Here is a 25,251-nt window from a genome sequence, read left to right as displayed (position 1 = left end):
GTTTCTCCATTGGACGGGCCGATGTCAACACTTAAAAGTAATCAGTTCTTTTTCATCATTTTATTATTGCTGGTCAGCGTGGCGTTTTTCGGCCTGATCCAACCCTATTATTCCGCGATTATCTGGGCTGTCATCCTGGCGCTGATTTTCTATCCGCTGCGCATGCGGCTCTCGGTATGGCTGCGCGGGCGTAACGGTATCGCTTCGCTTGTCACCGTGCTGCTGATTTGCGTGATTGTATTTATCCCGATGATGATGGTGCTCTCTTCACTGGCCGTGGAGATCAACAGCCTGTACCAGCGTCTGCAAAATAACGCGACCGATCTGCCGCAGCTATTAAGTAATGGCATTGCACATCTGCCGGACTGGGCGAAGGGCTATCTGCGCGACAATGATTTTGATTCGGTGAATGCGATCCGGGAAAAACTCTCCGGCGTGGCGCTGAGTGTCGGGCGCTACCTGGCTGGCAGCGCGGTGATCATTGGCAAAGGCACGTTGGGCATTACCGTTAGCTTCTGTTTGATGGTTTATCTGCTGTTCTTCCTGCTGAAAGATGGCGCCACGCTGGTGCGCCGGATCTACGAAGTTATGCCGCTGACGGCGACCATTAAGCGTCGCCTGTTCTTGAAATTCGCCGGTGTGGCGCGCGCTACGGTAAAAGGAACGCTGGTGGTCGCCATCGTCCAGGGTGCGCTGGGCGGCATCGGTTTCTGGTTTGCCGGTTTCAACGGCAGCCTGCTGTGGGCGGCGCTGATGGCATTCCTGTCGTTAATCCCGGCAGTGGGAACGGCGATTGTTTGGATCCCGGCAGTGATTTTTCTCTATTCAACCGACGAGTTTGTTACGGCAACCGTGCTGACGCTCTACTTCGTGATCGTCGTTGGCCTCGCCGACAACCTTCTGCGCCCGCTGCTGGTAGGGAAAGATACCCGCATGCCGGATTATTTGATCCTGTTGACCACGCTGGGGGGCCTGCAATTCTTCGGCATTAATGGCTTTGTCCTTGGGCCAATGATTGCCGCGCTGTTTATCGCCTCGTGGAATTTGCTGGCGGAAGCGCGGGCGAGCGTTGCAAAAAACGGCCCGCCAACGCCGCCTCAATAAAGGCGCTGCGCGGTAAAAATGCCGTAATGGGTGCAGGCAAACCGTGGTGGGGCGACCACTGCAGTGGCTGTCAGCGCCCGGATAAAGGTGTCTCCCCACCAGTGGCAGTCATACCGCTTCACTTTTTCCAGCAGTCGGCTGTGCCGCCTTTTACGCTCCGCCAGCGGCATGCTCAGCGCGGAATGTAATGCCTCGCTGATAGCGCAGGCATCGTAAGGATTGACCAGCAGCGCATCGCTTAATTGCTCTGCCGCGCCGGTGAATTGTGAAAGGATCAGTACGCCAGGATCGGCCGGGTCTTGCGCGAGGATAAACGCTTTTGCGCCCAGATGCATGCCGTCAGAAAGCGGGGTAAACAGCGCCACCTGCGCATGGCGGTAGAGGGTGTTAATCAACTGCCGCGAGCAGAGATTATTGTGGATGTAGTTCACCGGATACCATGAAAAATCGCCGTATTGTCCGTTGATTTCCCCGCAAAAACGCTCCAGTTTGCTGCATAACTCTGGCGTGGCCAGTGGGTATTCCTGCAAGGGATCAGCCAGTTGCACTAAGCTGACGTTACGCCGGAATGCCGGGTATTGCGTAAGGAACGTACGCAGCGCATCAAGGCGATAATCGATACCGCTTATATCACTAATCACGTCGTGGCTGATAATGGTGCTGCGCAGGTTATCCGTAGGCACGGCGTCTGTTTGCGGCAGTGCGACGTGCTCATCGCGCGCCCTGTCCGTCGCAATGCCGCAGGGGAAAATACCGACTGTCAGGATGTGGCCGTTGACTTTGAGCGTCTCTTCCGTCAGGCGTTCCGCGCGGTAGTGGCGCAGCAGGTAGGCAATAAAATTGTTCACATCGTTGCTGGACTGAAAACCCAGCAGGTCATAGTGCAGAAAACAGTTAAGTAGCCAGTCGTGCTCGGGGAGCGTGCGAAAAACGTCGCCGGGCGGGAAGGGCTGGTGCAAAAAGAAGCCGCAGCGGTGGGTTGCGCCGGTTTCTCTCATCTCGCGGCCGACGGGCAGCAGATGATAATCCTGTACCCAAATCACATCGTCCGGGCGGGTTTCCGCCATCACCCGTTCTGCCACCATTCGCGTATAGGTTTTGTAGGTAATAAACCACTCTTTCTGGTAGCGGGCTAAGTCGGGACGGTTATGGAAAACCGGCCATAAAACGCGATGCACATAGCCGTGGTAAACATTGTCATATTCGTTGGGCGTCATTTCCCAGCTATGTAGCGTGAAGGTGTCGTACCGCTGCTGCGTCTGAATGCGCTGTTTTTGGTTTCTGGCGACAGCGCCATTCCAGCCAAACCAAAGACCGGGGTGTTTATCCATTACGCCGCGCAGGGCATCTGTTAAGAGATCGCGGGTCTCGGCGGTGGCCGCGCGATTGGCAACAATCACTAACCGTGACATATATTTCCTCATCGTGACTTTTATCGGCTGATGAGGATTATTTACCGCCTCACATAAAGGCGGTATAAAAAGAAAACCACGCGTTGTAAAAATAATATAAATCCGGCGGCAGAGTAAAGAATTGAAAAGCTTTTGAGTAAAATCCTGGGCTGTGATAGAAATAAGCGGTGTTTAACGACTGAGGACAATTTTCATCCGCACGATGAGAAGCAATTCGCGGATAATTGTAATAATATGGACATCCTGTTCAGCTTTTTAAATTCTGTTTTTTCCCGTCACTACTCCTCCTGCTGCCCGCTTGCGGGTGAACAATACTGGCGCTCGGCGCTGTAGTCTCCTCCTGCCTGAGCTGGCGCACTGCGTCCGGCTGATATTACTGTTTTTCCGGTTTTCCGCACTGCGGTAAGCCGCGCAAGGATATTTATTCTCAAGCAGGAGAAAAAAATGATTTATTGGATATTACTGGCTTTCGCGATTGTTGCTGAAATAACCGGCACATTGTCAATGAAATGGGCCAGCGTCAATGATAGCCAGGCCGGGTTTATTTTGATGCTGGCAATGATTGCGCTGTCGTATATATTTCTGTCGTTTGCGGTGAAAAAAATTGCTCTCGGTGTGGCGTATGCATTGTGGGAAGGCGTTGGCATATTATTAATTACTCTCTTCAGCGTATTTCTTTTTGACGAACAACTCTCGCTATTAAAAGTGGCCGGGCTGGCAACGTTGGTGATGGGGATTGTGCTGATTAAATCCGGGACGCGTAAACCGCGTCAGGAGCGAAATCATGCTGCACTTTGAGTGGATCCACGCTCTCTGGCTGGCAATGGCGATTGGGCTGGAAATTGTGGCGAATATCTTGCTGAAATTCTCTGACGGTTTTCGTCGCAAACTGTACGGTTGCGGGTCGCTGTTGGCAGTGCTGGCGGCGTTTAGCGCGCTGTCACAGGCGGTGAAAGGGATCGATCTTTCTGTGGCCTATGCGCTGTGGGGCGGATTTGGTATTGTCGCTACGCTGGCGGCGGGCTGGATCCTCTTCGGCCAGCGCCTGAACCGTAAAGGCTGGTTTGGTCTGCTGCTGTTAATTGTGGGTATGCTGCTGATTAAACTCGCATGATGTGACGCTGCCCGTGTTTATGGGCAGCGAATTTTGCAGTCTGTATTACGCTTTACTCAATAACTAACGAAACGCGACTTTTTCAGGCCACCTCAGGGGGCGGTGAATGTTCAATCCGTTTAGCTGGCGCAATATTCCCAGCGCAAGGACGTTATTTGTCATGACCTTTATGGCGGGGATTGGCTTAATCGTCTCCGTTGTTTCACTGCTTTACCTCTCGTTGCATTTAATCAGCAGCAAAGCCAATGAAATTGATGAACACCGCACTGCGCTGTCGGTGCAGGGCGCGATTCAGACGTCGGTTAACCGAATCCGCTCGCTGGTGATTGATAATGGCGTCTGGGACGATGCGGTGCGGGAAGTTTATCGGCCGCAACTGAATACGCAGTGGTTGTACAACACGTGGGGTGCTGGTTATAAAATCAACAACCTGTATGACGGCACCTTTGTGCTGGATGAGCAATTCAATGTGCTATGGGGCGCGTTTCGCAGCCAACTTTTCACGGAGCGCGATCTCACTTTTTTTGGCCGTGGGTTGCGGGCGCTGATCCGCGGTCATATCCAGCAACTTCAGTCCGGGAAAGAGGTCTACGCCGGAATTACGCAGACCCGGGATGGCGTAGCGTTTATCAGTATCGGGCTGGTGCGTCCGATGGTGGGCCGTCTTGAGGTTTACGACGGCACTCGCCGCTATCTGGTGATTACCCGCCATCTGGATGCGCAGATCCTCAGCGATCTTGGCAAAACCTTCCAGATTACCGATTTACGCCTGTCGCCGCAGAAAACTGCCGCCAGCAGTGTTCCGCTGCGCGACTCGGCGGGCGAGGCGCTCGGCTATCTGAGCTGGACGCCGCGTCTGCCGGGCGCAGAAGCCGCGCAGGCAGCGGCGTCGAATATCCGCCAGATTGCGATGCTGGCGTCCGGGTTGATCCTGCTGTTTATCGTGCTGAGCAGCGCCGGGCTGTACAAACTGGCGCGCGGGGAAAGGCTGGCGCGCAAAATCGCCCTGACGGACTGGCTTAGCCGGTTACCCAACCGCCGGGCACTGATCGAAAATATCGAAAAACTGGGCGCGATGGGCCATCCGGACATGATAAGCGTGGTGTTTATCGACCTGGATGGTTTTAAAGATGTGAATGATATCTACGGGCACGACGTTGGCGACCGATTGATTGTCACCATTGCCCAGACCCTGCGCGAGAAAGTACCGACCGATGGCATGCTGGCGCGGATGGGCGGTGACGAGTTTGCCATGACCCTGAGCGGGCCGTGGTCGGTGGAGAAGGCCACCGACTTTGCCAATAACGTCCTGCAATATCTGAATCATCCCGTGCGTATTGGTAAACGCACCATCCATATTGGCGCCAGTATCGGCATCGCCAGCGGCACGCTGCTGGAGTGCTCCAGTTCCGAGTTGTTTCGCCGCGCGGATATTGCAATGTATCACTCGAAAATTACCGGCAAAGACAGGTTGACGCACTATGACGCGGCGCTGAACAGCGCCCGCGAGCGGCAATTGTTGATTGAAAGTGATATCCGCGACGGGCTGGAGCGCGAGGAGTTTGATGTCTGGTATCAACCCATTGTTGATGCCCGAAGCCAGATGATGGTGGGGATCGAAGCACTGGCGCGCTGGCCGCGCCGTCCTGCCGGAGAGTTAAAACCGGATGAATTTATTCCGATTGCAGAGACCAGCGGGCTGATTTACTCGCTGGGACAGTTTGTCTTGCGCCGCGCTTGCAGCGATTTTCAGTCGATAGAGGATCTGAAATTATCGGTGAATATCTCGCCAGCGCAGTTTCGCGATCCGGAGTTTGAAAACAAAGTCTCCAGCGTGCTGGAGACCTGTCGCTTTCCGGCGCACCGCCTGCAACTGGAAGTGACGGAAACCTACGTGCTGGAAAATCCCGAGCGCGCCCGTTCAGCCATTGCCAACTTAAAAGCGCTGGGCACGGCGGTGGCGCTGGATGACTTTGGGACCGGTTACTCCAGCATTGGCTATCTGCGACGTTTTAATTTCGACACCATCAAAATTGATAAATCCCTTGCCGGTCTGGTGGATGACGATGAGCAGGCGTCGGCGCTGGTGAGCGGAACTATCCGTATCGCCAGCGCGCTGGGCATGCAGGTGGTGGCGGAAGGGGTGGAGAATGAAAAGCAGATGAAACTGTTAAGGCTGGCCGGTTGCGACCAGCTACAGGGATATTACTTCAGTGAACCGATGCCGCTGCACGATATCCTGCAACTTCGTTTGCAGCGGCTGGGCTGAATTACTCGCTCTCTTTGGCCAGCGCTTCCAGCTTGTCACGAAAACCGGTTACGGAGATGGCGCGGTTATCGGCGCGCCAGCGATCTTTTGCCGCCGGCGCCGAGCTTTGGACGGCAATCAACTGCCAGCCTGCATCGGTTTTCAGCATCAGCGGTGAACCGCTGTCGCCGGGCAGGGTGTCGCACTGATGCGACAGCACACTACTTTGCGCCCAGCCGGTGACCGTACAATCCTGGTGGCTGTAGAGCGTATCCAGATGATCTTCCGGGTAGCCTGCCTGCGTCACTTTCCGGTTGGCCGTTTTCAGCGCCGCCGTCAGTTCGTCTTTATCGCCAACAAAGATCGGTAGCGGTGTAATGCCGGACGGCGGATAACGCAGGACGATCAGACCGAAATCCCACGATGCGGCGGCAGAGGGAACGATCCAGCCATCGCCATCGGGTTTCAGACGATGACCGAGCGAGGCGTCAACACGCCCTTCGATACCGTGAATTTCATAGCGCCAGGTCCCTTTTTGCGAAACAAAACGCAGCGCGACGGCTTTGTCTGCTTTCCCGTTCGGCGGCGTCAGCAGGCAGTGTCCGGCGGTCAGCGCCAGATGCGGAGAGATAAGGGTGGCAGTACACAGATTGCCGCTGGCGGTTTCCAGTTGGCCGATAGCATCCCACGGCGCTTTGGTCGGCGTGGGAACCGGGACGCGATCGTCATGACCAAAAAAAAGCGTTTTTACATCACGGGCGTTAACCGCGTCATCCTCGCCATCGTCAGCATGACCAGCCGCGGAAAACAGAAACAGCGATCCCAGCATCAGCACAACAGTTTTTCGCATATCACACTCTGGTGGGTAATTATGATTATTAACGTAAGCCCAGATAAATATAGACGGGACGCGAGGAAAGTGGGAGTAAAATCAGCGTGCTACATCAGTAAAGATAGAAACGGATGGCAATAAGCGCGCAAATAATCAGCATTAACAGAATCAGCTCAAAACGATAACGTCGCAGCATATGCCCTCCAGAGAAAAACGGCGCCTCACCCGAAGGGTTCAGCGCCGACTTGTCACAGCGTACCGTTAAGGACGCCGGAATCAGACACGTTTACTTATGCAGCCGGTTGTGCAGCCGGTTTAGTTGCAGTGTGTTTAACGTGTTTTTTGTGTTTTTTAGCAGCCTGTGCTTTCTGCTCTACTGCCGGTTTAGCTGCTTTTTTGTGATGTTTTTTCACTTTTGCAGCCTGAGCTTTCTGCTCTGCAGCTTTTTTGTGTTTCTTGTGCATTTTTTTAGCCGGAGCTTTAGTTGCGGTAGCAGCCGGTGCAGCGGTGGTAGCAGTCGGAGCAGCAGCCGGAGCCTGAGTGGTGGCAGCAGTGTCAGCAGCGAATGCAACGGAAGACAGACCCATAGCAGCGGCAACGACCAGAGCTAATACTTTTTTCATTCCGATATCCTCGAATTGGTTTCATCATTCAACCCCACTGCGGGGCCGTTGAAAGAACTATATCCCTGTAAATGCGAGGTTTCCGTGAGTGATTGGTATCGGCGTGTAACGGAATGTACAAAGGTGATGTACCGCGCCGAAACGGGGGTTCCGGCGCGACGCCATCAGAGATAACGGCGGATCAAATGCTGGCGGAAATAATCGGCGTTCAACGCTTCACCTGTTGCATTTTCAATGAGTTGCGAGGTGCTGAAGCGGCTACCGTGCTGCCAGATATTCTGCCGCAGCCAGTCGAACAGGGCGCTAAAATCACCTTGCGCAATGGCTTCATCAAGCGCTGGCAGAGCCACGCGTGCCGCATGGAAGAGCTGCGCGGCGTACATGGCACCCAGCGTGTAGGAGGGGAAGTAACCGAATCCGCCGTCGGTCCAGTGAATGTCCTGCATGCAGCCATTGCGGTAATTGCCTTCGGTAGAAAGCCCCAGCCAGGCCTGCATTTTTTCATTCCACAGCGCCGGAATATCTTCCACTTCAATATCGCCGTCGATCAGTGCGCGTTCGATTTCGTAACGCAGGATCACGTGCGCCGGATAGCTGACTTCATCGGCCTCAACGCGGATATAGCCCGGTTTTACCCGCTGATTCCAGGCAATAAAATTACCCTCTTCAAAGGCCGGTTGCATACCAAAGCGCTCGACAATCGCCGGTTGCAGGCGGCGCAGGAACGCGTCGCTGCGCCCAAGTTGCATTTCAAAGAACAGACTTTGCGATTCATGAATCGCCGTGGATCGCGCCAGCGCGATCGGCTGACCGGCCCAGGCGCGCGGCAGGTTTTGCTCGTAGCGGGCGTGACCGGTTTCATGCACCACGCCGAACAGCGCACTCAGTAGCTCATTTTCGTCGTAGCGCGTGGTAATGCGCACATCTTCCGGTACGCCGCCGCAGAAGGGATGTGCGCTGACATCAAGACGCCCGCCGTTGAAATCGAAGCCCAGTTCCTGCATTGCCTGCAATCCCAGCTCGCGCTGCACCGCCTGCGGGAACGGCCCCTGTGGCGCAATCAGCGTCTGCTGCGCCTGTTTCGCCACCGCGCGATTCAGCAGATCCGGCAGCCAGCTTTTCACCTCGCCAAACAGCTCATCCAGGCGGGCGCTGGTCATGTCCGGTTCAAATTTGTCGAGCAGCGCATCATACGGTGAACACCCTTTGGCCGCCGCGCGTAGGCGGGCCTCTTCGCGGGCAAGCTTGACCACCTCTTTCAGGTTGGCGCTGAAACCTGCCCAGTCATTCGCCGGACGCTGCGTGCGCCAGGCGTGCTCGCATTTGCTGCCTGCCAGCGACTGTGCTTCGACCAGCGCTTCCGGGAGCAGCGCTGCCTGCTGGTAGTGACGCGTCATTTCACGCAGGTTTGCCTGTTCAATATCGTCCAGCGTCTCCTGCTTTGCCGCCTGTATCCACTGGCCGACACGCTTATCCGTCAGAATCTGGTGTTGCAGTACGCTGAGTTCAGCCAGCGCTTCGCCGCGTGCGGCGCTGCCGCCTGGCGGCATCATGGTGAACATATCCCAACTGGCGATGGCGGAGAGGTGGGAGAAGCGCGACAGGCGCTGGAAAGTGCGGGTGAGTTGCTGGTAGTTCTGCTTGTCCATAATGCCTCGGTTTTCGTTAGCGTTTTTTCTCTAACTACCTGAAACAGTAGTCCGGCTTTCATTTTGCCAGTTTGTACCATAATAGAAGTATAAGGTTTTTACACCCACAGAAGAGACAACAGAGTGACAACCATAAATCCTTTTATCTGGATCATTTTTGCTCTGATGGCGCTGGATGCCGTGCGTGAACTGGTTGGCGCAACCTCGATTTTTAGCCTTTTTTAACGCACATCCGCACGGAGCAAAAAAAAGCCCCGCATATGCGAGGCTCTTCTTTCGTCGTTGCATTAACGCAAACGGGAGTGGAGCCTGATGCCCACCAGAATGGCAATCAGCAGCATCAACGTAATAAAGCCGCCGACGCCATTCCAGCCATAGCTGTGCCAGAAAAAACCGCCCAGCGTCCCGGCCACGCTGGAACCCAGATAGTAGCTGAATAAATAGAGCGACGAGGCCTGGCCTTTAGCGCGCCGCGCGCGCGGACCGATCCAACTGCTGGCGACGGAGTGCGCGGCAAAGAAACCGGCGGTAAATAACAGCATGCCCGGAAAAATCAGCCACAGCGAAGAGAAAAGGGTCAGCAGCAGCCCGAACAGCATGATGACAGAGGAGCCGATCATCACCGGTCCGCGCCCATATTTGCTGGTCATCGCCCCCGCGCGCGGCGAGCTCCAGGTGCCGGTCAAATAGGCCACTGACAGCAGGCCGACGACCGCCTGGCTCAGCGACCACGGCGACAGCATCAGGCGGTAACCGATGTAGTTAAACAGCGTAACGAACGATCCCATCAGCAAAAAGCCTTCCAGGAACAGCATCGGCAGCCCTTTATCGCGAAAGTGCAGACGGAGGTTGATCAGCAAGGTTTTCGGGCGCAGCGGAGTGGGGTGAAAATGGCGCGATTCCGGCAGGATTTTCCAGAACATCAGCGCCGATGCCAGCGCACAGCAGCCAATCCCCGCGACTGCGATTCGCCAGTTAAAGAAGTCGGTAAACACACCGCTAAGCAGACGGCCGCTCATGCCGCCAATCGAGTTGCCGCTAATGTACAGCCCCATTGAGAAGGCGACAAAGCTCGGATGGATCTCCTCGCTTAAATAGGTCATCCCGACTGCCGCCACGCCGCTCAGCGACAGACCGACCAGCGCGCGCATTACCAGAATACCGTGCCAGCTTGTCATCATCGTTGACAACAGGGTACAGCAGGAAGCGAGCAGCAAGGCGGTAACCATCACTTTTTTGCGCCCGATGGCGTCCGAAAGCGGGCCGGTAAACAGCAGGCCAATCGCCAGCATGGCGGTGGAAATCGACAGTGAAATACTGCTGCTGGCTGGAGAGACGCCAAATTCATGGGACAACACCGGCAAAATCGGCTGCACGCAATAGAGCAGGGCAAAGGTTGCCAGTCCGGCGGAGAAGAGCGCCAGCGTGACGCGCATGAATTGGGGAGTACCACGTTTAATAAATTGTCCCGGCAACGCGACAGGAATTTCGTTGACAACACTTGCCGGTTCGGTGTCAACGGTTGTTGTACGACTCACTAGAGATCCTTACATTTCATACCCGTGATTCTGGCGACGGGCTTACCACAGACATAAGGGTATGAAAGGCGTAATATTCTGTCTAATATATTAATAATCTCAAATAATACTTTTAAAATATGAATATCGAACTGCGTCATCTGCGTTACTTTATCGCCGTTGCCGAGGAGTTACATTTTGGCCACGCTGCGGCGCGGCTTAATATCTCCCAACCGCCTTTGAGCCAGCAGATCCAGTTGCTCGAACAGCAGGTCGGCGCGCGTCTTCTGGCACGTACCAACCGCAGCGTCGCGCTGACGCCTGCTGGCAAACAGTTTCTTGCCGACAGTCGGCAGATTTTAAGCCTGGTCGATGAGGCCGCCGCTCGTGCCGCCCGGCTGCATCAAGGGGAAACCGGTGAATTGCGCATCGGCTTCACCTCGTCGGCGCCGTTTATTAAGGCGGTTTCCGATACGCTCTCATCGTTTCGCCAGCGCTACCCGGATGTGCATATTCAGACGCGGGAGATCAACACCCGCGAACAAATTTCTCCCCTGAATGAAGGCTCGCTGGATCTGGGGCTGATGCGTAATACGCCGCTACCTGAAACGCTGGCATGGGAGGTGATTTTGCGTGAACCGCTGCTGGCGATGATCCACCGTGACCACCCGCTGGCGGCGCGCAAGGCGGTGTCGCTGAAGGAACTGGCGCAGGAGCCGTTTGTCTTTTTCGATCCGCACGTCGGCACCGGTCTGTACGACGAGATCCTCGGGCTGATGCGGCGCTATCAGTTAATCCCCACCATAACCCAGGAAGTGGGCGAAGCGATGACGATTATCGGCCTGGTGGCGGCCGGGCTGGGCGTCTCGATCCTCCCGGCGTCGTTTCACCGGGTGCAGCTCAATGAAATGTGCTGGGTGCCGATTATTGAAGCGGATGCGGTTTCCGAAATGTGGCTGGTGTGGGCAAAACATCATGAACAGGGGACAGCAGCTGCGCGTTTCAAACAGCTACTCCTGCGTGCCGCAATCGGCTGATTTTTACACATAAGTCCTTGCAAAATGTGCTGTAACTCACAAGCCTGGGTAAAAATTTGACGGCAACTATTGAAGTGCTTCACCATAGCAAAACGTTTATTTCGAAGCGCGAAAATAAGGGAGTCAGAGGTGGTTGCTGATAGTCAGCCTGGGCATATTGATCAGATTAAGCAGACCAACGCAGGGGCGGTTTATCGCCTTATTGATCAGCTTGGCCCGGTTTCGCGCATCGATTTATCGCGTCTGGCGCAGCTCGCGCCGGCGAGCATTACCAAAATTGTGCGTGAAATGCTGGAAGCGCATCTGGTGCAGGAGACGGAGATCCAGGAGCCGGGTAGCCGCGGGCGTCCGGCGGTCGGTCTGGTGGTAGAAACCGAAGCCTGGCACTATCTCTCGCTGCGTATTAGCCGCGGTGAAATCTTTCTCTCGCTGCGCGATCTCAGCAGCAAGCTGGTGGTGGAAGACCGGCTTGAACTGCCGCTGGTCGATGAGATGTCGCTGCTGGAGCGCATTATTCACCTTATCGACAGCTTTTTTACCCGCCACCAGAACCGGCTGGAGCGCCTGACCTCAATTGCCATCACGCTGCCGGGAATCATTGATACTGAGAATGGTATCGTTCACCGCATGCCGTTTTACACCGAAGTGAAAGATATGCCGCTGGGTGAAACGCTGGAGAAGCATACCGGCGTGCCGGTTTACGTGCAGCATGACATCAGCGCTTGGACCATGGCCGAAGCGCTATTCGGCGCTTCACGCGGCGCGCGGGATGTGATTCAGGTGGTGATCGACCACAACGTTGGCGCCGGGGTGATCACTGACGGACGCTTGCTGCACGCGGGCAGCAGTAGCCTGGTGGAGATTGGACACACGCAGGTGGACCCTTACGGTAAGCGCTGCTATTGCGGCAACAATGGCTGCCTTGAAACCATTGCCAGCGTTGAAAGCGTGCTGGAACTGGCGCAGTTACGTATGAGCCAGTCGATGAGCTCGATGCTGCATCAGAAGCCGTTAACGGTGGAGTGGTTATGCCAGGCGGCACAGCAGGGCGATCTGCTGGCGAAAGATATCATCAACGGCGTCGGCGCCAATATTGGCCGTATCCTCGCCATTATGGTGAATTTGTTCAACCCGCAAAAAATACTCATTGGCTCGCCGCTGAGCAAAGCGGCAGACATTCTCTTTCCCGCTATTGCCGATTGCATCCGCCAGCAGGCGTTACCGGCATACAGCCAGCATATTTCCGTTGAGAGCACCCAGTTCACCAATCAGGGCACAATGGCCGGTGCTGCGCTGGTAAAAGACGCGATGTATAACGGATCTTTGCTTATCCGTTTGTTGCAGGGATAACATTTTTACACTGTCGCCGCAAAAATTGCGCTACCTCAAGCTGGGTCGGTGATACTTATCTTAGACTTTCTCCACTGAATTATTCTCCTGGTTTATATTTTCGTAGAACAACGGTGGAAATCGAGATGCTTAAGCGTTTCTTTGTAACGGGTACAGACACTTCTGTCGGGAAGACAGTGGCATCCCGCGCGCTTCTCCAGGCGCTGGCTGCCAGCGGCAAAACAGTGGCAGGTTACAAACCTGTTGCTAAAGGAAGCAAAGAGACGCCGGAAGGATTGCGCAACAAAGACGCGCTGGTACTGCAAAGCGTTTCCTCGCTGGATTTACCTTATCAGGCGATAAACCCGATTGCCCTGAGCGAAGAGGAAAGTAGCGTTGCGCATAGTTGCCCCATCAATTACAGCCTGCTTTCCAACGGACTGCTCAACCTGTGCGAAAAGGTCGATCATGTGGTGGTCGAGGGAACCGGCGGCTGGCGCAGCCTGATGAATGATTTGCGCCCGCTCTCCGAGTGGGTGGTGCAGGAGCAGATGGCGGTGGTGATGGTGGTGGGTATTCAGGAAGGCTGCATTAACCACGCTTTGCTGACCGCGCAGGCGATTGCCAGCGATGGCCTGCCGCTGATTGGCTGGGTGGCGAACCGTATCAACCCGGGGCTGGCGCATTACGCTGAAATTATCAATGTGCTGAGCAAAAAACTGCCTGCACCGCTGGTGGGTGAGTTACCTTATCTGCCGCGCGCCGAGCAGCGCGATCTGGCGCAATACATCAATTTGCAGATGGCGACCGGCATGTTAGTTGCCGACCGCATCCTCGCCTGAAAAAAGCCCCTCATCGGAGGGGCTTTTGTTACGCATCATGAATATTCAGTACCCGGCGCGTTCTGCCCGAACTTAAATACTCTGCAATATAGTCCTGCGAAATTTCACCATTATAACGACCATCCTCATCGACAATCGGCATCCAGCTGGTGTTGCTTTCGTACAGCCGTGACAGCACCACGCGCAGGTTATCCTCCGCTTTCCCGGTAATGCGGAACGGATGTAGCAAATCGGAACAACTGCCTGGCGCGTTTCGTGCTTCGCGACGTTTAACAAAGCCCAGCGGTTTACCCGCCGAATCCACGACGGTAATGGCGCGAATATCGTTGTCATCCATAGTGGCAAAGGCTTCCGTCGCCGGAGTCGATTCCCGCACTGTGATCGTCGGCTGTTGATCGGTGACGTCGCCTGCGGAAACCAGCAGCAGCCGCTTCAGCGTGCGATCCTGGCCGACAAACGAACCGACAAATTCATTGGCCGGTTTGGCCAGCAGCTCATCCGGGCTGGCGCACTGTACGATGCGTCCCTGGCGGAACACGGCAATACGATCGCCGAGTTTCAGCGCTTCATCGATATCGTGGCTGACCAGCATGACGGTTTTTTTCAACTTGCGCTGCATCTCAAGGAACTGGTTCTGGATCACTTCACGGTTGATAGGGTCGACCGCGCCGAAAGGCTCATCCATCAGCAGTACCGGCGGATCGGCCGCCAGTGCGCGGATCACGCCAATACGCTGCTGCTGGCCGCCGGACATTTCGCGCGGGTAGCGATGAAGGAATTTTTTCGCATCCAGCGCCACCATCTCCATCAACTCTTCAGCACGGCTTTTACAGCGCGCTTTATCCCAGCCCAGCATGCGCGGCACCACGGTGATGTTCTCTTCGATGGTCATATTGGGAAACAGACCAATCTGCTGAATTACGTAACCAATATTGCGCCGCAGGGTGACGGTATCCATGGCGCTGGTGTCTTCACCATTGATGAAAATCGAGCCGCTGCTCGGTGCAATCAGGCGGTTGATCATCTTTAGCGTGGTGGTTTTACCGCAGCCGGAAGGGCCGAGCAGTACGCACATTTCACCTTCCGGTACAGTCAGATTGACGTTATCGACAGCCTTCACTGTCTGGCCGTTTTTCTGCGTAAATTGTTTGGTCAGATTTTCCAGTTTAATCATTAGCGAATCCCCTTCGGCGTCAGCACAATTTGTAAGCGGTGCAATAACCAGTCGAGCACAATCGCGAGCACGCAAATCATCAGCGCCCCGGCAATTAACATACGAATGTCGCTGCTGCCAATGCCGTTCAGCAACAGCAATCCCAGGCCGCCTGCGCCAATAACGGCGGCAATGGCCATCACGCCGATATTCATCACCACTGCCGTACGGATACCACCGAAAATCACCGGCAGTGCCATCGGAATTTCGACCCAGCGCAGGCGTTGCCAGAAGGTCATGCCGATGCCGCGTCCGGCTTCGCGCAGCCCCGGCGGCAGGCTGTCCAGCGCCGTGTGGGTATTACGCACAATCGGCAACAGTGAATAGAGAAAAACGGCGGTAATGGCAGGCAGGGCGCCAATCCCCTGACCGATCAGCGAAAACAGCGGGATCATCAGCCCGAACAGAGCAATTGACGGAATGGTCAGCACCAGCGTTGCCAACCCGAGAACCGGCGTCGCCAGCCACTTATGGCGCACAATCAGAATGCCAAGCGGAACGCCGATGATAATCGCCAGGCCAACGGCCAGCAGTACCAGCCACAAATGCTGGAAGGTAAGGCTCGCCAGATAGCCCGCGTTGTCCATCATGTAATGAATCGTCTCCATAGGCTCTCCTTACAACAACCCTTTTTCATGCAGGAAATCGTGGGCGACTTGCTGCGGTGTCTGGTGGTCAATATCCACTTTGGCGTTAAGCGTCATAATGGCGTCGTTATTTAATAGCCCCGAAAGAGTATTCAGCGCCTCTTCCAGCCCTGGATTGGCTTTCAGCGTATCTTCACGTACCACGGGCGTGACCGCGTAACTCGGGAAGAAACCTTTGTCATCTTCCAGCACTTTGAGATCGAAGCCTTTTACGCGCCCGTCGGTGGTGTAAACCAGCCCGGCATCGACAAAGCCATCGCGGATGGCGTTATAAACAAGACCAGGATCCATCTGGCGAATTTGCGGGCGATCCAGCGCCATCCCATAGGCCTGTTGCAGGGGTTTCATACCGTCGCTACGCCCAGCGAACTCCAGATCCAGCCCCAGCAGCCAGTTGTGCCTGGGATCGGTTTTACGGATCTGTTCAATTTTCGCCACCATCTGCGACATGGTGGTGATGTGTTCGGCTTCTGCCCGTTTACGCTGCATGGCAAAGGCGTAGGTGTTGTTCATGTTGGCCGGTTTCAGCCATACCAGTCCGTGTTTGGCGTCGAGGCGTTTTACCGTATCGTAAGACTCCTGTGGCGACATGCGCTGGTTAATGTGGTTGAAGATAATCAGCGAGGTGCCGGTGTACTCCCAGGTCATATCAATTTGTTTGTTGATCATCGCATTACGTGAGATCACCGTGGCGATATTGGTCTGCGGCTGTACCTGGAAACCGCGTTTTTGCAGATACTGCACGGTCATCGCCGACAAGATGTTCTGCTCGGTAAAACTTTTGGTCGCCAGAATCAACGGCGCGGCGTGCGCACTGGCGGAAAATAAGGCCGCAGCGGCAAGCGCGCCGAGCAAGCGGGTCAATCGTTTCATCAGGTTCCCTCTTGTTGTTATCAGGCCGTGTGCGGGCTAAGGAAGCGGCCCAGCGCCGCCAGCAGGGTGTCGAGGATCAGGGCGAACAGCGCGGTGGCCGCAGCGCCTAAAATCAGCGTTGGAAAATCGTTCAGGTAGATTCCCGGAAAGATCAGCTCGCCGTAGCTGCTGGCACCAATCAGGAACGCCAGCGGCGCCGTTCCGACGTTGATGGCGGTGGCAATACGCACCCCGGAGAGGATCACCGGCATGGCATTGGGGATCTCCACCTGGCGCAAACGTTGCCATTTGGTCATACCGATGCCGTTCGCCGCTTCAATTAACGACGCAGGCACCGAACACAGCCCGGCGTAGGTGTTACGCACAATCGGCAGCAGCGAGGCGAGGAACAGAGCAATGATCGCCGGTGTATCGCCAATGCCGATCAGCACCATTGCCAGCGCCAGAACGGCAAGCGGCGGCAACGTGTTGCCGACATTAAAGATTTGCATCACATATTCCGCCACGCCGCGTGCCGCAGGACGGCTGAGCGCGATACCGCTCGGAATGCCCACCAGCAGGGCGAAGAACAGTGAGCTGAAGACCAGAATCAGGTGCTGCTGTCCGAGATAAAGCAGATCGACCTGGCGGGTTTTGAGGGTGTCCAGACCAATTCCCCAGGTCAACAGAGCCAGAACAATGGCGATCCCGACGATAAACAGCAGGGCGCGATGAAGCACGGATAGTTGCATTGCAGTGTATCTCCCTGATTGCATGCGTTATGGCAACGGGCGTTGCGTGTTGTTATGCCATGTTTGGCAGGGTGCATGACCTATAGCAAGCGCCTGGGAAGGATTCCAGTTCAGGGGGGATTTCCTTTCCGCCCGGCCGGAGCCAGGTGTGACGCCAGACCTGATGAGGCCACGGTTGCGAACCGTAAGTAATGAATTGTCTTAAAAACGCAGTATCAAAGTGACGTTGTCACATGCAGATGAAAGGGAAGTGTGAAAATCCCGGCGGTTACACCGGGAAAGGATTAACGAAACAGCGGTTTTTGTGCGACCGGAATCAGTAAGTGAGATTGCCACTGCGCGAGCGTCAATTGAGCCAGTTTTCCAGCTGCGCGCCAGAATGGATGCTGCGCTTCGTCGGTAAACACCGTCAGAAAACGCCCGGCCCACGGCAGCAGATGCCAGGCCAGTAGCCGATCGCAGGCGGAGGTATTTCCTTCTTCAGCCAGCCACGCCGCCAGTAACAGCAGAGTGCCGAAGTGATCCTCCGGTTCATTTTGCTGGCTGTCGAAGGCGATATTGTTTTCCCGCATCCACTGGCGCAGCGCCAGTGTGGAATCGCCAAACAGCACAGATTCTTTATCCAGCCATACGGAACCCCACGGCGGCGCAGGCAGCGCCCACGGGCCAATAAACAGGCGCTGCCAGGCTTCAGACAGCGGTTCGTCACAGGGCGCGGCGAACTCAGCCACCAGCGGGGCAAGGTCGGTTTGCGGGAGCGGCCACTGTTCTGCCCAGTCGCCCCGCGTGAACGCGGCAACCAGCGGCTGGCACTGCTCGCTCTGCGGCGGGTAGTAAAACAGCGCGCCCAGAACGCGGGCGGTCACGATAAAATTTTCACTGGTTAGGTCAGTCATGTTTGATCCTGAAAAATTGCCGGATGGCGCAGTGTTTATCCGGCCTGCGCATCATGCGGTACACGCAGGCCGGGTGCGAACATTATCAGCCGGCAACGGCGACGCCCACGGTCATATGCAGCCCATAAAACAGACCGCGCCCGATCACCTCCCCGGCGGCGACCAGCACGATGCCAAGCAGCAGGCTAAGCACCTGCGGCTGTTTACGCATCACCAGCGGGCAGATCCAGCAGCCCAGACCGAGCGCAACCAGCAGCAGTCGCACCACCTGCAACATAGCGTAATCCGGTACCAGCGCGACCGCCTGCTGGACGGAACTGTGGATCTCGCCCAGTTGCTGGCTTTGCAGCATCACTACGGCAATGCTGGCGATAAACGCCGCAACGCTTAACGCGGCGAAGCGCGAGGCGCGAAAACGGATACCCGCCAGACGCAGTAGCAGCGCGGCCAGCAGCGGGCCGCCCACCAGCATGGTCAGGAAAAATGCTGCCGTGGTGTAGCCGTTATGCCAGGTCGGCACGGTGTCGATTTGATAGACCCGCGTCATTGCCCAGACAAACAGCACGCCAAGCAACATGCTGATCGCCAGCCAGATGCGGCTTATAGTGGCGGGCATTTTCCCCAGCCAGCTTACCAGCCACCAGAACCCCCCGACGGCGAAGAACAGAGAACCGGCGGCGATTTCATTACTGAGCGCCGATGCACCGACGCGGTTCAGCGAGTTAAAGGCGCGTAGCGGCGAACCGAGGTGCATCATCGAGGCGATAAAACCCATGCCCATCAGCACCCAGAGGAGAACCTGGCTGCGCACAATGCGCACTTGCCCGATACGATCGTCGTTGGCGTTCATCCAGACGATACCGCTTACAATCAGGCCGCCAGCCACACACTGGCCCAGTACCGTGAACAGTACCAGCGGCCACTCATGCCATCCGTTTCCCATCTTATACCTCCTGCGGATTGGCCAGATAGCCGGTGGTATCACCCGTCGGGCGGCTATTGGCGTTAGGTTTGATCACGATATTCGGCCGGGTAAAGTGCGCTGCCGGGAAAGGGGCGACGGCGGCAAGCGAACCGTGTTGTTTACGCAGTTCCTCGATTGGGCCGAAATCCAGCGCGCGCAGCGGGCAGGATTCGACGCAGATGGGTTTTTTCCCTTCTGCGACACGATCGTGGCAGCCGTCGCATTTGGTCATGTGTCCCTTCGCGGCATTGTATTGCGGCGCGCCGTAGGGGCAGGCCATATGGCAGTAACGGCAGCCGATGCAGACATCTTCGTCCACCACCACAAAACCATCTTCACGCTTATGCATCGCGCCGCTTGGGCAGACTTTGGTGCAGGCCGGATCTTCACAATGGTTGCAGGAGATCGAGAGGTAGTAAGCAAAGACGTTCTGGTGCCAGATACCGTTATCTTCCTGCCAGTTGCCGCCAGCATATTCATACACGCGGCGGAAGCTGACGTCCGGGGTTAAATCTTTGTAATCTTTACAGGCCAGCTCGCAGGTTTTGCAACCGGTGCAACGGCTGGAGTCAATAAAAAATCCATACTGAGTTGTCATCGGTTACTCCTCAAACCTTCTGAATGTCGACCAGATTGGTGTGCTGCGGATTGCCTTTCGCCAGCGGCGACGGGCGGTGGGTGGTCAGCGTATTCACGCAGCCACCATGATCGACACGGTCACCGTCCATGTTGGCCTGGTGCCAGGCGCCCTGGCCCATGGCGCTGACGCCCGGCATGATGCGCGGCGTCACTTTCGCTGCTATGCGCACTTCACCGCGCTCGTTAAAGACGCGCACCATATCGCCATGCTTGATACCGCGACGCTCAGCATCAATAGGGTTGATCCACACTTCCTGGCGGCAGGCCTCTTTCAGCACATCAATGTTGCCGTAGCTGGAGTGCGTACGGGCTTTGTAGTGGAACCCGAACAGTTGCAACGGGAATTTCTCGCGCGCCGGATCGTCCCAGCCTTCAAAGGTTGAGGCGTAAACCGGCAGCGGACTGATGACTTCGTCTTTCTCCAGCTCCCAGCTACTGGCGATGTTCGCCAGTTGGCTGGAGTAGATTTCAATTTTGCCAGAGGGCGTTTTCAGCGGGTTAGCGACCGGATCATCGCGGAATTTTTTGTAAGCGACAAAGTGTCCGTTCGGATCTTTGCGCTTATAAATCCCCATCGCTTTGAGCGCTTCATAGGAGGGCAACTGCGGATCTCTGGCGACCATTTTGGCGTACAGATATTTCAGCCACTCTTGCTGGGTACGGCCTTCGGTGAATTTCTGGTAGATATCCGGCCCCAGACGACGGGCGATTTCGCTGGTAATCCAGTAGATCGGTTTGCGCTCGAATTTCGGCGCGGTGACCGGCTGCAGGAAGATCAGATAGCCCATATTCCCTGCGTAGTCGTTCGGAATAATGTCTTCCTGTTCAACGGTCATGAGATCCGGCAGCAGAATGTCGGCATACATCGCCGAAGAGGTCATAAAGTTCTCAATGACCACAATCATTTCGCATTTGCTGTCGTCCTGCAGGATGTCGTGGGTTCGGTTGATATCGCCGTGCTGATTGGTGATGGTGTTACCGGCGTAGTTCCAGATAAATTTGATCGGCACATCGAGTTTATCTTTGCCGCGCACACCGTCGCGTTTGGCGGTCATTTCCGGGCCGCGGGCAATGGCATCCGTCCAGGTAAAGCAGGAAATCGCCGTTTTCACCGGGTTTTCCGGCATCGGCATACGTTCGATGGTAATGGTGTAAGTGGATTCACGTGCGCCGCTGTTGCCGCCGTTAATGCCCACGTTACCGGTGAGGATCGGCAGCATGGCGATGGCACGCGAAGTTAACTCGCCGTTGGCCTGACGCTGCGGCCCCCAGCCCTGACAAATATAGGCCGGTTTGGCGCTGCCAATTTCCCGCGCCAGCTTAATAATTTTATCGGCCGGAATACCAGTAATGCGCGATGCCCACTGCGGCGTTTTGGCGATACCATCTTCGCCCTGACCGAGAATATACGCTTTGTAGTGGCTGTTGGCAGGCGCATCGGCGGGCAGGGTTTTCTCATCGTAACCGACACAATATTTATCGAGGAATGGCTGGTCGACGAGGTTTTCACTGATCAATACCCAGGCCATGCCCGCGACCAGCGCGGCATCGGTACCCGGACGAATCGGCACCCACTCATCTTCACGGCCGGCAGCCGTATCGGTATAGCGTGGATCGATAACAATCATCCGCGCATTCGAGCGTTCACGCGCCTGTTCAAGAAAGTAAGTGATACCGCCGCCGCTCATGCGGGTTTCCGCCGGGTTATTGCCGAACATCACCACCAGTTTGGTGTTTTCGATATCCGAGGTGCTGTTGCCGTCGTTGGAGCCGTAGGTATAAGGCATCGCGCAGGAGATTTGCGCGGTGCTGTAAGTACCGTACTGGTTAAGAAAACCGCCGTACAGCGCCATCAGACGGGCAATGACCGAGGCGGAGGGCGAAGAGCGGGTAATATTGCCGCCAACGATGCCGGAAGAGTAGTTAATGTAAACCGCTTCGTTACCGTATTTCTGCACCACGCTTTTCAGGCTGTTGGCAATCGTATCGAGGGCTTCGTCCCAGCTAATGCGCACGAATTTGCCTTCACCGCGTTTACCCACGCGCTTCATCGGGTAATTAAGACGATCCGGATGATTGATGCGGCGGCGAATCGAACGCCCGCGCAGGCAGGCGCGGACCTGATGGTTACCGTAAATATCATCGCCGGTATTATCAGTTTCCACCCAGTACACTTCATCATCGCGCACATGTAAGCGTAAAGCGCAGCGGCTACCACAGTTTACTGAGCAGGCGCCCCAGACGACTTTATCGGGTGCGGGTTGCATGGCTTGTTGTACGGCGGCAGCGGCTGAGCGCATGCCGAAAGGAAGGGAGATTGCACCCGCTGCGAGTGCAAGCGATCCCAACGCAGTAGATTTCACCAACGTTCGTCGGCTGATCCCCCCCTGGTGTTCAGTGTCGGACATAGCTCACTCCATTATTATTTATAATAAAAAGAAATTACCCGCTCATATTAAAAGCAGGCTAACGAAGTGCTTATGGTAACTCTTTGGGGGTACGTAATTTTTAACCACGATCAACTGCAGGGGAGACCCCCCAGATATTCAGGGGGGTTATATTTTATTGCGTGCCGGCGCCCTGATCGTTCTGTGGGGTAGCGCCGCTGTTGCGGGTGTAGAGAATTTTGTAGGTGTCATTCGCACAGTGGCCCACCACTTGCGAACCGGCCTGGTCTGCCTGGTCATTCGGTACAATTGTCAGGCTGAATCCCGATTCCGGGACGCCATTATTAATGATGCGCTGCTGGATATCCGCCTTGACCCGCTCGCATGAATCGGGCGCAGCAAAGGCAGGAACCGCGCCCGCCAGCAGTAATGCACATAACCAACGTGAATATTGCATTCTCATCTCCTTCAGTTTTGCCCGCAGTAAGCTTAGCAGTTTCCGCATCAGGTCCGGTTAAATCTCTGAATTATCTGACGATGCGATCGCAGATTCGGCAGAAACGCTATCTGCGGCGGTACACATAGCCGTCGTCGTTTTACGACCGCTCCGGCTACTAAATTTGGTGGGCAGTCGCTATGCGCTGGCCGGTTTTAGGCCGTAAGACAAATAAGTGGTTGCCCGAATATGTAAAGATTTTGCTAAGATAGGCGCAATCCAGAAGAAAAATGTGGTGAACCCATTGAAAAAACAGCTATTGCTCATCGCTGTGGCGGCATTGCTTGCCGGATGTGATGACGCGAAGGAACCGGTATCGTTTACGCCAGAAATGGCGAGCTTCTCCAATGAATTCGATTTTGATCCGCTACGTGGCCCGGTGAAAGAGTTCAGCCAGACACTGTTAAATGAGAAGGGTGAAGTCACAAAACGCGTCAGCGGAACGATGTCGAAAGAGGGCTGTTTCGATACGCTGGAACTGCACGATCTGGAGAACAACAGCGGCGTCGCGCTGGTGCTGGATGCCAATTATTATCTCGATGCGGAAACGAAAGAGAAGCGGCTGCGCTTGCAGGGTAAATGCCAGTTAGCTGAGTTTCCGGCGGCGGGCGTGACGTGGGACACCGATGACAACGGTTTTGTCGTGCTGGCGACCGGGAAAGAGATGGAAGTGAAATACCGTTACGATGAGGAGGGTTACCCGCTGGGCAAATCCACGACCTCGAAGGACGAGCATCTGACGGTGGCCTCTACACCCTCGAAAGACAAACGGAAAAAACTCGATTACACATCGCTCAGCACGCTGAATGACAAGCCGCTCGGCAGCGTGAAACAGACCTGCGACTACGACAGCCACGATAATCCGTTGAGCTGCACGCTGGACGTTGTCGATCTGAGCGTTTCCCCGCAAGTTACCCACAAATACAGCATCAAAAATACCATCGCCTATTATTGATCCAGGCCACCGCCGCGCTGAGTGCGCGGTAGTGGCAGACGGTTCCTGACCGTCATGGCAATGAGCCCCTGAGGCGGTTGGTTGAGGGGCGCGTAACAGTGGTTTTATCGCAAAATAATCTGGCTATTGGCGGAGTTCAGCCACCAGAGGTGGCGGCGTTGAACGGGCAAACATCATGGACGATGACAAGCTGCCGGAGACAGCATCGACACTGTTTGACCGCCTGTAAATGACTTTCCAAATGAGATCCGCGCACCATGAGTAAAAGCCCGTTGCTCGCTATGGTCGATACAGAAAGCCCTCAGCAAGTCAGTTTCCGGGAAGCATTTTTATTCTGGCTGAAGCTGGGATTTATCAGTTTTGGCGGCCCGGCAGGACAAATATCCATCATGCATCAGGAACTGGTGGAGAACCGGCACTGGATCTCCGAACAACGTTTCCTGCACGCATTGAACTACTGCATGGTCCTGCCAGGACCTGAAGCGCAGCAGCTGGCTACGTATATCGGCTGGCTGATGCATCGTACCTGGGGCGGTATTGTGGCTGGGGCATTGTTTGTTCTGCCGTCACTGTTGGTGCTAATCGCGCTTTCCTGGATTTATATCGCCTGGGGCGAGCAACCTGTCGTGATGGGATTATTTTATGGTATCAAACCCGCGATCACCGCGATTGTCGTACAGGCGGCACACCGCATCGGTACCAGAGCGTTACGCAATAATACCCAGTGGGCCATTGCCGCAGCCGCTTTTGTGGCGATCTTTGCTTTCAATATCCCGTTCCCGATTATCGTCTTGTCGGCCGCGCTCATCGGTTTCATCGGCGGGCGTTTCTCCCCGGAGAGGTTCAAAGGGGGCGGTGCGCATAGCGGAACCGACAAATCTTACGGCTCCGCCATGATTGATGATGATACACCGACACCGGAACATGCCGTTTTCAAATGGTCACGGTTGATGTGGATAGTGATTGCTGGCGCTCTTTTGTGGCTGCTGCCGATGGGGACGCTTTATCTCACTCTGGGCCGGGAAGATACCCTAACGCAAATGGGCTGGTTCTTTACCAAAGCCGCGCTGCTCACCTTTGGTGGGGCTTATGCCGTACTGCCTTATATTTATCAGGGGGCAGTCGTTAATTATCACTGGCTAACCCCTACGCAGATGATTGACGGTCTGGCGTTGGGAGAAACCACTCCCGGTCCTTTAATTATGGTTGTCGCCTTTGTCGGATTTGTCGGCGGATATGCCAATACCGTGTTTGGGCCGGAGCATCTTTTCCTCGGGGGCGTGATTGCCGCAATAGTGGTGACCTGGTTCACTTTTCTGCCCTCTTTTTTATTTATTTTTGCCGGTGGACCTTTTATTGAAACAACGCACAACGATATCAAATTCACCGCGCCACTCACGGCGATAACAGCCGCTGTCGTCGGCGTCATTCTCAATCTGGCGCTGTTCTTTGGTTATCATGTGCTGTGGCCACAAGGGTTAGCTGGCCACGTTGACTGGGTGGCGGCCCTGATTGCTCTGGCTGCGGCTATGGCTCTGTTTCGCTTTAAAGCCAAAGTGACGCATGTCATCGCCGGTTGCGCGATTGTGGGCCTGGCTCTTCATCTGCTGTTTCTTTCATAAGCCTGCAGTCGGCAAGATTTTTTACCTGATATCTGGCCTGGTGTAAGCCCCGGCAGTACCACAGAAAAGTTATCAGGCGCCGGGCAACGCGCAGAGATTTATGGGCAAGAGGATGAAGGCG

Annotated in this window: 25 protein-coding genes; 10 read left to right on the top strand and 15 right to left on the bottom strand. The window is 55.4% G+C overall.

The genetic code is table 11. The annotated features are described in order from the left end of the window. The first annotated feature begins 21 nt into the window (after nt 1–21). A complete protein-coding gene (locus AWR26_RS13975) occupies nt 22–1,104 on the top strand; it encodes an AI-2E family transporter (RefSeq protein WP_074922483.1) in 1,083 nt (360 codons plus the stop codon). Here the strand turns inward: AWR26_RS13975 and AWR26_RS13970 are convergent. Next, the gene (locus AWR26_RS13970) at nt 1,098–2,516 is read right to left on the bottom strand and encodes an alpha,alpha-trehalose-phosphate synthase (UDP-forming) (RefSeq protein ID WP_064566719.1); all 1,419 of its coding nucleotides are present in this window, start codon (nt 2,514–2,516) and stop codon (nt 1,098–1,100) included. The two genes, AWR26_RS13975 and AWR26_RS13970, sit on opposite strands and share 7 nt — an antisense overlap. A 444-nt stretch (nt 2,517–2,960) precedes the next feature. Here AWR26_RS13970 and mdtJ point away from each other — a divergent pair, with 444 nt between their 5' ends. The 3 genes from mdtJ to AWR26_RS13955 all read left to right on the top strand — a co-directional run bounded on the left by mdtJ (nt 2,961) and on the right by AWR26_RS13955 (nt 5,899). After that, entirely contained in the window at nt 2,961–3,314 is a 354-nt protein-coding gene (mdtJ, locus tag AWR26_RS13965) for a multidrug/spermidine efflux SMR transporter subunit MdtJ (protein ID WP_064566715.1), read from the top strand. Beyond that, nucleotides 3,301–3,630 carry a multidrug/spermidine efflux SMR transporter subunit MdtI gene (gene mdtI, locus AWR26_RS13960; protein ID WP_064566713.1) on the top strand — a complete coding sequence of 110 codons (330 nt, stop codon included), beginning with the start codon at nt 3,301–3,303 and terminating at the stop codon, nt 3,628–3,630. Before mdtJ ends, mdtI begins: the two co-directional genes overlap by 14 nt. A gap of 106 nt (nt 3,631–3,736) precedes the next feature. After that, nucleotides 3,737–5,899, top strand: coding sequence for a putative bifunctional diguanylate cyclase/phosphodiesterase (locus AWR26_RS13955; RefSeq protein ID WP_064566710.1), 2,163 nt, complete (start codon nt 3,737–3,739; stop codon nt 5,897–5,899). 1 nt (nt 5,900) lies between these two features. On the opposite strand, the gene AWR26_RS13950 is transcribed toward AWR26_RS13955, so the two are convergent. From AWR26_RS13950 to AWR26_RS13940, 4 genes are all read right to left on the bottom strand, one after another. Next, nucleotides 5,901–6,728: a trypsin-like serine peptidase gene (locus AWR26_RS13950; RefSeq protein WP_064566707.1), complete on the bottom strand. Its 828-nt coding sequence runs from the start codon at nt 6,726–6,728 to the stop codon at nt 5,901–5,903. Between the two features lie 94 nt (nt 6,729–6,822). Further along, nucleotides 6,823–6,906, bottom strand: coding sequence for a small membrane protein YdgU (ydgU, locus tag AWR26_RS25960; RefSeq protein ID WP_090120058.1), 84 nt, complete (start codon nt 6,904–6,906; stop codon nt 6,823–6,825). 94 nt (nt 6,907–7,000) lie between these two features. Beyond that, nucleotides 7,001–7,333 carry an acid resistance repetitive basic protein Asr gene (asr, locus tag AWR26_RS13945; protein WP_064566704.1) on the bottom strand — a complete coding sequence of 111 codons (333 nt, stop codon included), beginning with the start codon at nt 7,331–7,333 and terminating at the stop codon, nt 7,001–7,003. A 164-nt stretch (nt 7,334–7,497) separates the two neighbouring features. Then, complete coding sequence (locus AWR26_RS13940; RefSeq protein WP_064566702.1) at nt 7,498–8,982, bottom strand: carboxypeptidase M32; 1,485 nt, start codon at nt 8,980–8,982, stop codon at nt 7,498–7,500. 123 nt (nt 8,983–9,105) lie between these two features. Between AWR26_RS13940 and AWR26_RS25745 the strand changes: the two genes are divergently transcribed. Beyond that, nucleotides 9,106–9,207 carry a KPN_01571 family protein gene (locus AWR26_RS25745; protein WP_227121068.1) on the top strand — a complete coding sequence of 34 codons (102 nt, stop codon included), beginning with the start codon at nt 9,106–9,108 and terminating at the stop codon, nt 9,205–9,207. A 62-nt stretch (nt 9,208–9,269) separates the two neighbouring features. On the opposite strand, the gene AWR26_RS13935 is transcribed toward AWR26_RS25745, so the two are convergent. Further along, nucleotides 9,270–10,520 (bottom strand): MFS transporter, encoded by a 1,251-nt coding sequence (locus AWR26_RS13935; protein ID WP_064566699.1) that lies wholly within the window; start codon nt 10,518–10,520, stop codon nt 9,270–9,272. A 119-nt stretch (nt 10,521–10,639) separates the two neighbouring features. Here AWR26_RS13935 and AWR26_RS13930 point away from each other — a divergent pair, with 119 nt between their 5' ends. From AWR26_RS13930 to bioD, 3 genes are all read left to right on the top strand, one after another. After that, on the top strand, nt 10,640–11,536 hold the full coding sequence (locus tag AWR26_RS13930) for a LysR family transcriptional regulator (RefSeq protein ID WP_064566696.1): 897 nt from the start codon (nt 10,640–10,642) through the stop codon (nt 11,534–11,536). Between the two features lie 129 nt (nt 11,537–11,665). Continuing rightward, a complete protein-coding gene (mlc, locus tag AWR26_RS13925; protein WP_064566694.1) occupies nt 11,666–12,886 on the top strand; it encodes a sugar metabolism global transcriptional regulator Mlc in 1,221 nt (406 codons plus the stop codon). Nucleotides 12,887–13,011: 125 nt separating this feature from the next. Then, complete coding sequence (gene bioD / locus AWR26_RS13920) at nt 13,012–13,707, top strand: dethiobiotin synthase (protein WP_064566691.1); 696 nt, start codon at nt 13,012–13,014, stop codon at nt 13,705–13,707. A gap of 28 nt (nt 13,708–13,735) precedes the next feature. Here bioD and osmV read toward each other — a convergent pair whose 3' ends face one another. The 9 genes from osmV to AWR26_RS13875 all read right to left on the bottom strand — a co-directional run bounded on the left by osmV (nt 13,736) and on the right by AWR26_RS13875 (nt 22,514). Then, nucleotides 13,736–14,881, bottom strand: a complete 1,146-nt coding sequence (gene osmV, locus AWR26_RS13915; RefSeq protein ID WP_043953658.1) for an osmoprotectant ABC transporter ATP-binding protein OsmV — start codon at nt 14,879–14,881, stop codon at nt 13,736–13,738. Continuing rightward, nucleotides 14,881–15,528: an osmoprotectant ABC transporter permease OsmW gene (osmW, locus tag AWR26_RS13910; protein WP_064566688.1), complete on the bottom strand. Its 648-nt coding sequence runs from the start codon at nt 15,526–15,528 to the stop codon at nt 14,881–14,883. The genes osmV and osmW overlap by 1 nt, the downstream gene beginning before the upstream one ends. A 9-nt stretch (nt 15,529–15,537) precedes the next feature. Next, a complete protein-coding gene (gene osmX, locus AWR26_RS13905) occupies nt 15,538–16,440 on the bottom strand; it encodes an osmoprotectant ABC transporter substrate-binding protein OsmX (protein ID WP_064566686.1) in 903 nt (300 codons plus the stop codon). A 20-nt stretch (nt 16,441–16,460) separates the two neighbouring features. Further along, nucleotides 16,461–17,171, bottom strand: coding sequence for an osmoprotectant ABC transporter permease OsmY (osmY, locus tag AWR26_RS13900; protein WP_064566683.1), 711 nt, complete (start codon nt 17,169–17,171; stop codon nt 16,461–16,463). A gap of 284 nt (nt 17,172–17,455) precedes the next feature. Further along, the gene (dmsD, locus tag AWR26_RS13895; RefSeq protein ID WP_064566681.1) at nt 17,456–18,067 is read right to left on the bottom strand and encodes a Tat proofreading chaperone DmsD; all 612 of its coding nucleotides are present in this window, start codon (nt 18,065–18,067) and stop codon (nt 17,456–17,458) included. A gap of 85 nt (nt 18,068–18,152) precedes the next feature. Then, the gene (locus AWR26_RS13890) at nt 18,153–19,010 is read right to left on the bottom strand and encodes a dimethyl sulfoxide reductase anchor subunit family protein (RefSeq protein ID WP_064566677.1); all 858 of its coding nucleotides are present in this window, start codon (nt 19,008–19,010) and stop codon (nt 18,153–18,155) included. 1 nt (nt 19,011) lies between these two features. After that, nucleotides 19,012–19,629 carry a DMSO/selenate family reductase complex B subunit gene (locus AWR26_RS13885; RefSeq protein WP_043953652.1) on the bottom strand — a complete coding sequence of 206 codons (618 nt, stop codon included), beginning with the start codon at nt 19,627–19,629 and terminating at the stop codon, nt 19,012–19,014. 10 nt (nt 19,630–19,639) lie between these two features. After that, nucleotides 19,640–22,078: a selenate/tellurate reductase subunit YnfE gene (ynfE, locus tag AWR26_RS13880; RefSeq protein ID WP_064566674.1), complete on the bottom strand. Its 2,439-nt coding sequence runs from the start codon at nt 22,076–22,078 to the stop codon at nt 19,640–19,642. Between the two features lie 154 nt (nt 22,079–22,232). Next, the gene (locus tag AWR26_RS13875) at nt 22,233–22,514 is read right to left on the bottom strand and encodes a DUF1161 domain-containing protein (RefSeq protein ID WP_035885791.1); all 282 of its coding nucleotides are present in this window, start codon (nt 22,512–22,514) and stop codon (nt 22,233–22,235) included. A 283-nt stretch (nt 22,515–22,797) separates the two neighbouring features. Between AWR26_RS13875 and AWR26_RS13870 the strand changes: the two genes are divergently transcribed. Both AWR26_RS13870 and chrA read left to right on the top strand, forming a co-directional pair. Beyond that, nucleotides 22,798–23,508 carry a YnfC family lipoprotein gene (locus AWR26_RS13870; protein ID WP_175518621.1) on the top strand — a complete coding sequence of 237 codons (711 nt, stop codon included), beginning with the start codon at nt 22,798–22,800 and terminating at the stop codon, nt 23,506–23,508. Nucleotides 23,509–23,765: 257 nt separating this feature from the next. Beyond that, nucleotides 23,766–25,130, top strand: a complete 1,365-nt coding sequence (gene chrA / locus AWR26_RS13865) for a chromate efflux transporter (RefSeq protein ID WP_064566671.1) — start codon at nt 23,766–23,768, stop codon at nt 25,128–25,130. Nucleotides 25,131–25,251: the final 121 nt, after the last annotated feature.

It is taken from the genome of Kosakonia oryzae, assembly GCF_001658025.2.
Classification (GTDB): domain Bacteria; phylum Pseudomonadota; class Gammaproteobacteria; order Enterobacterales; family Enterobacteriaceae; genus Kosakonia; species Kosakonia oryzae.
Note: the sequence above shows the minus strand (reverse complement) of the source record. Positions and strands in the feature narration are given on the sequence as shown.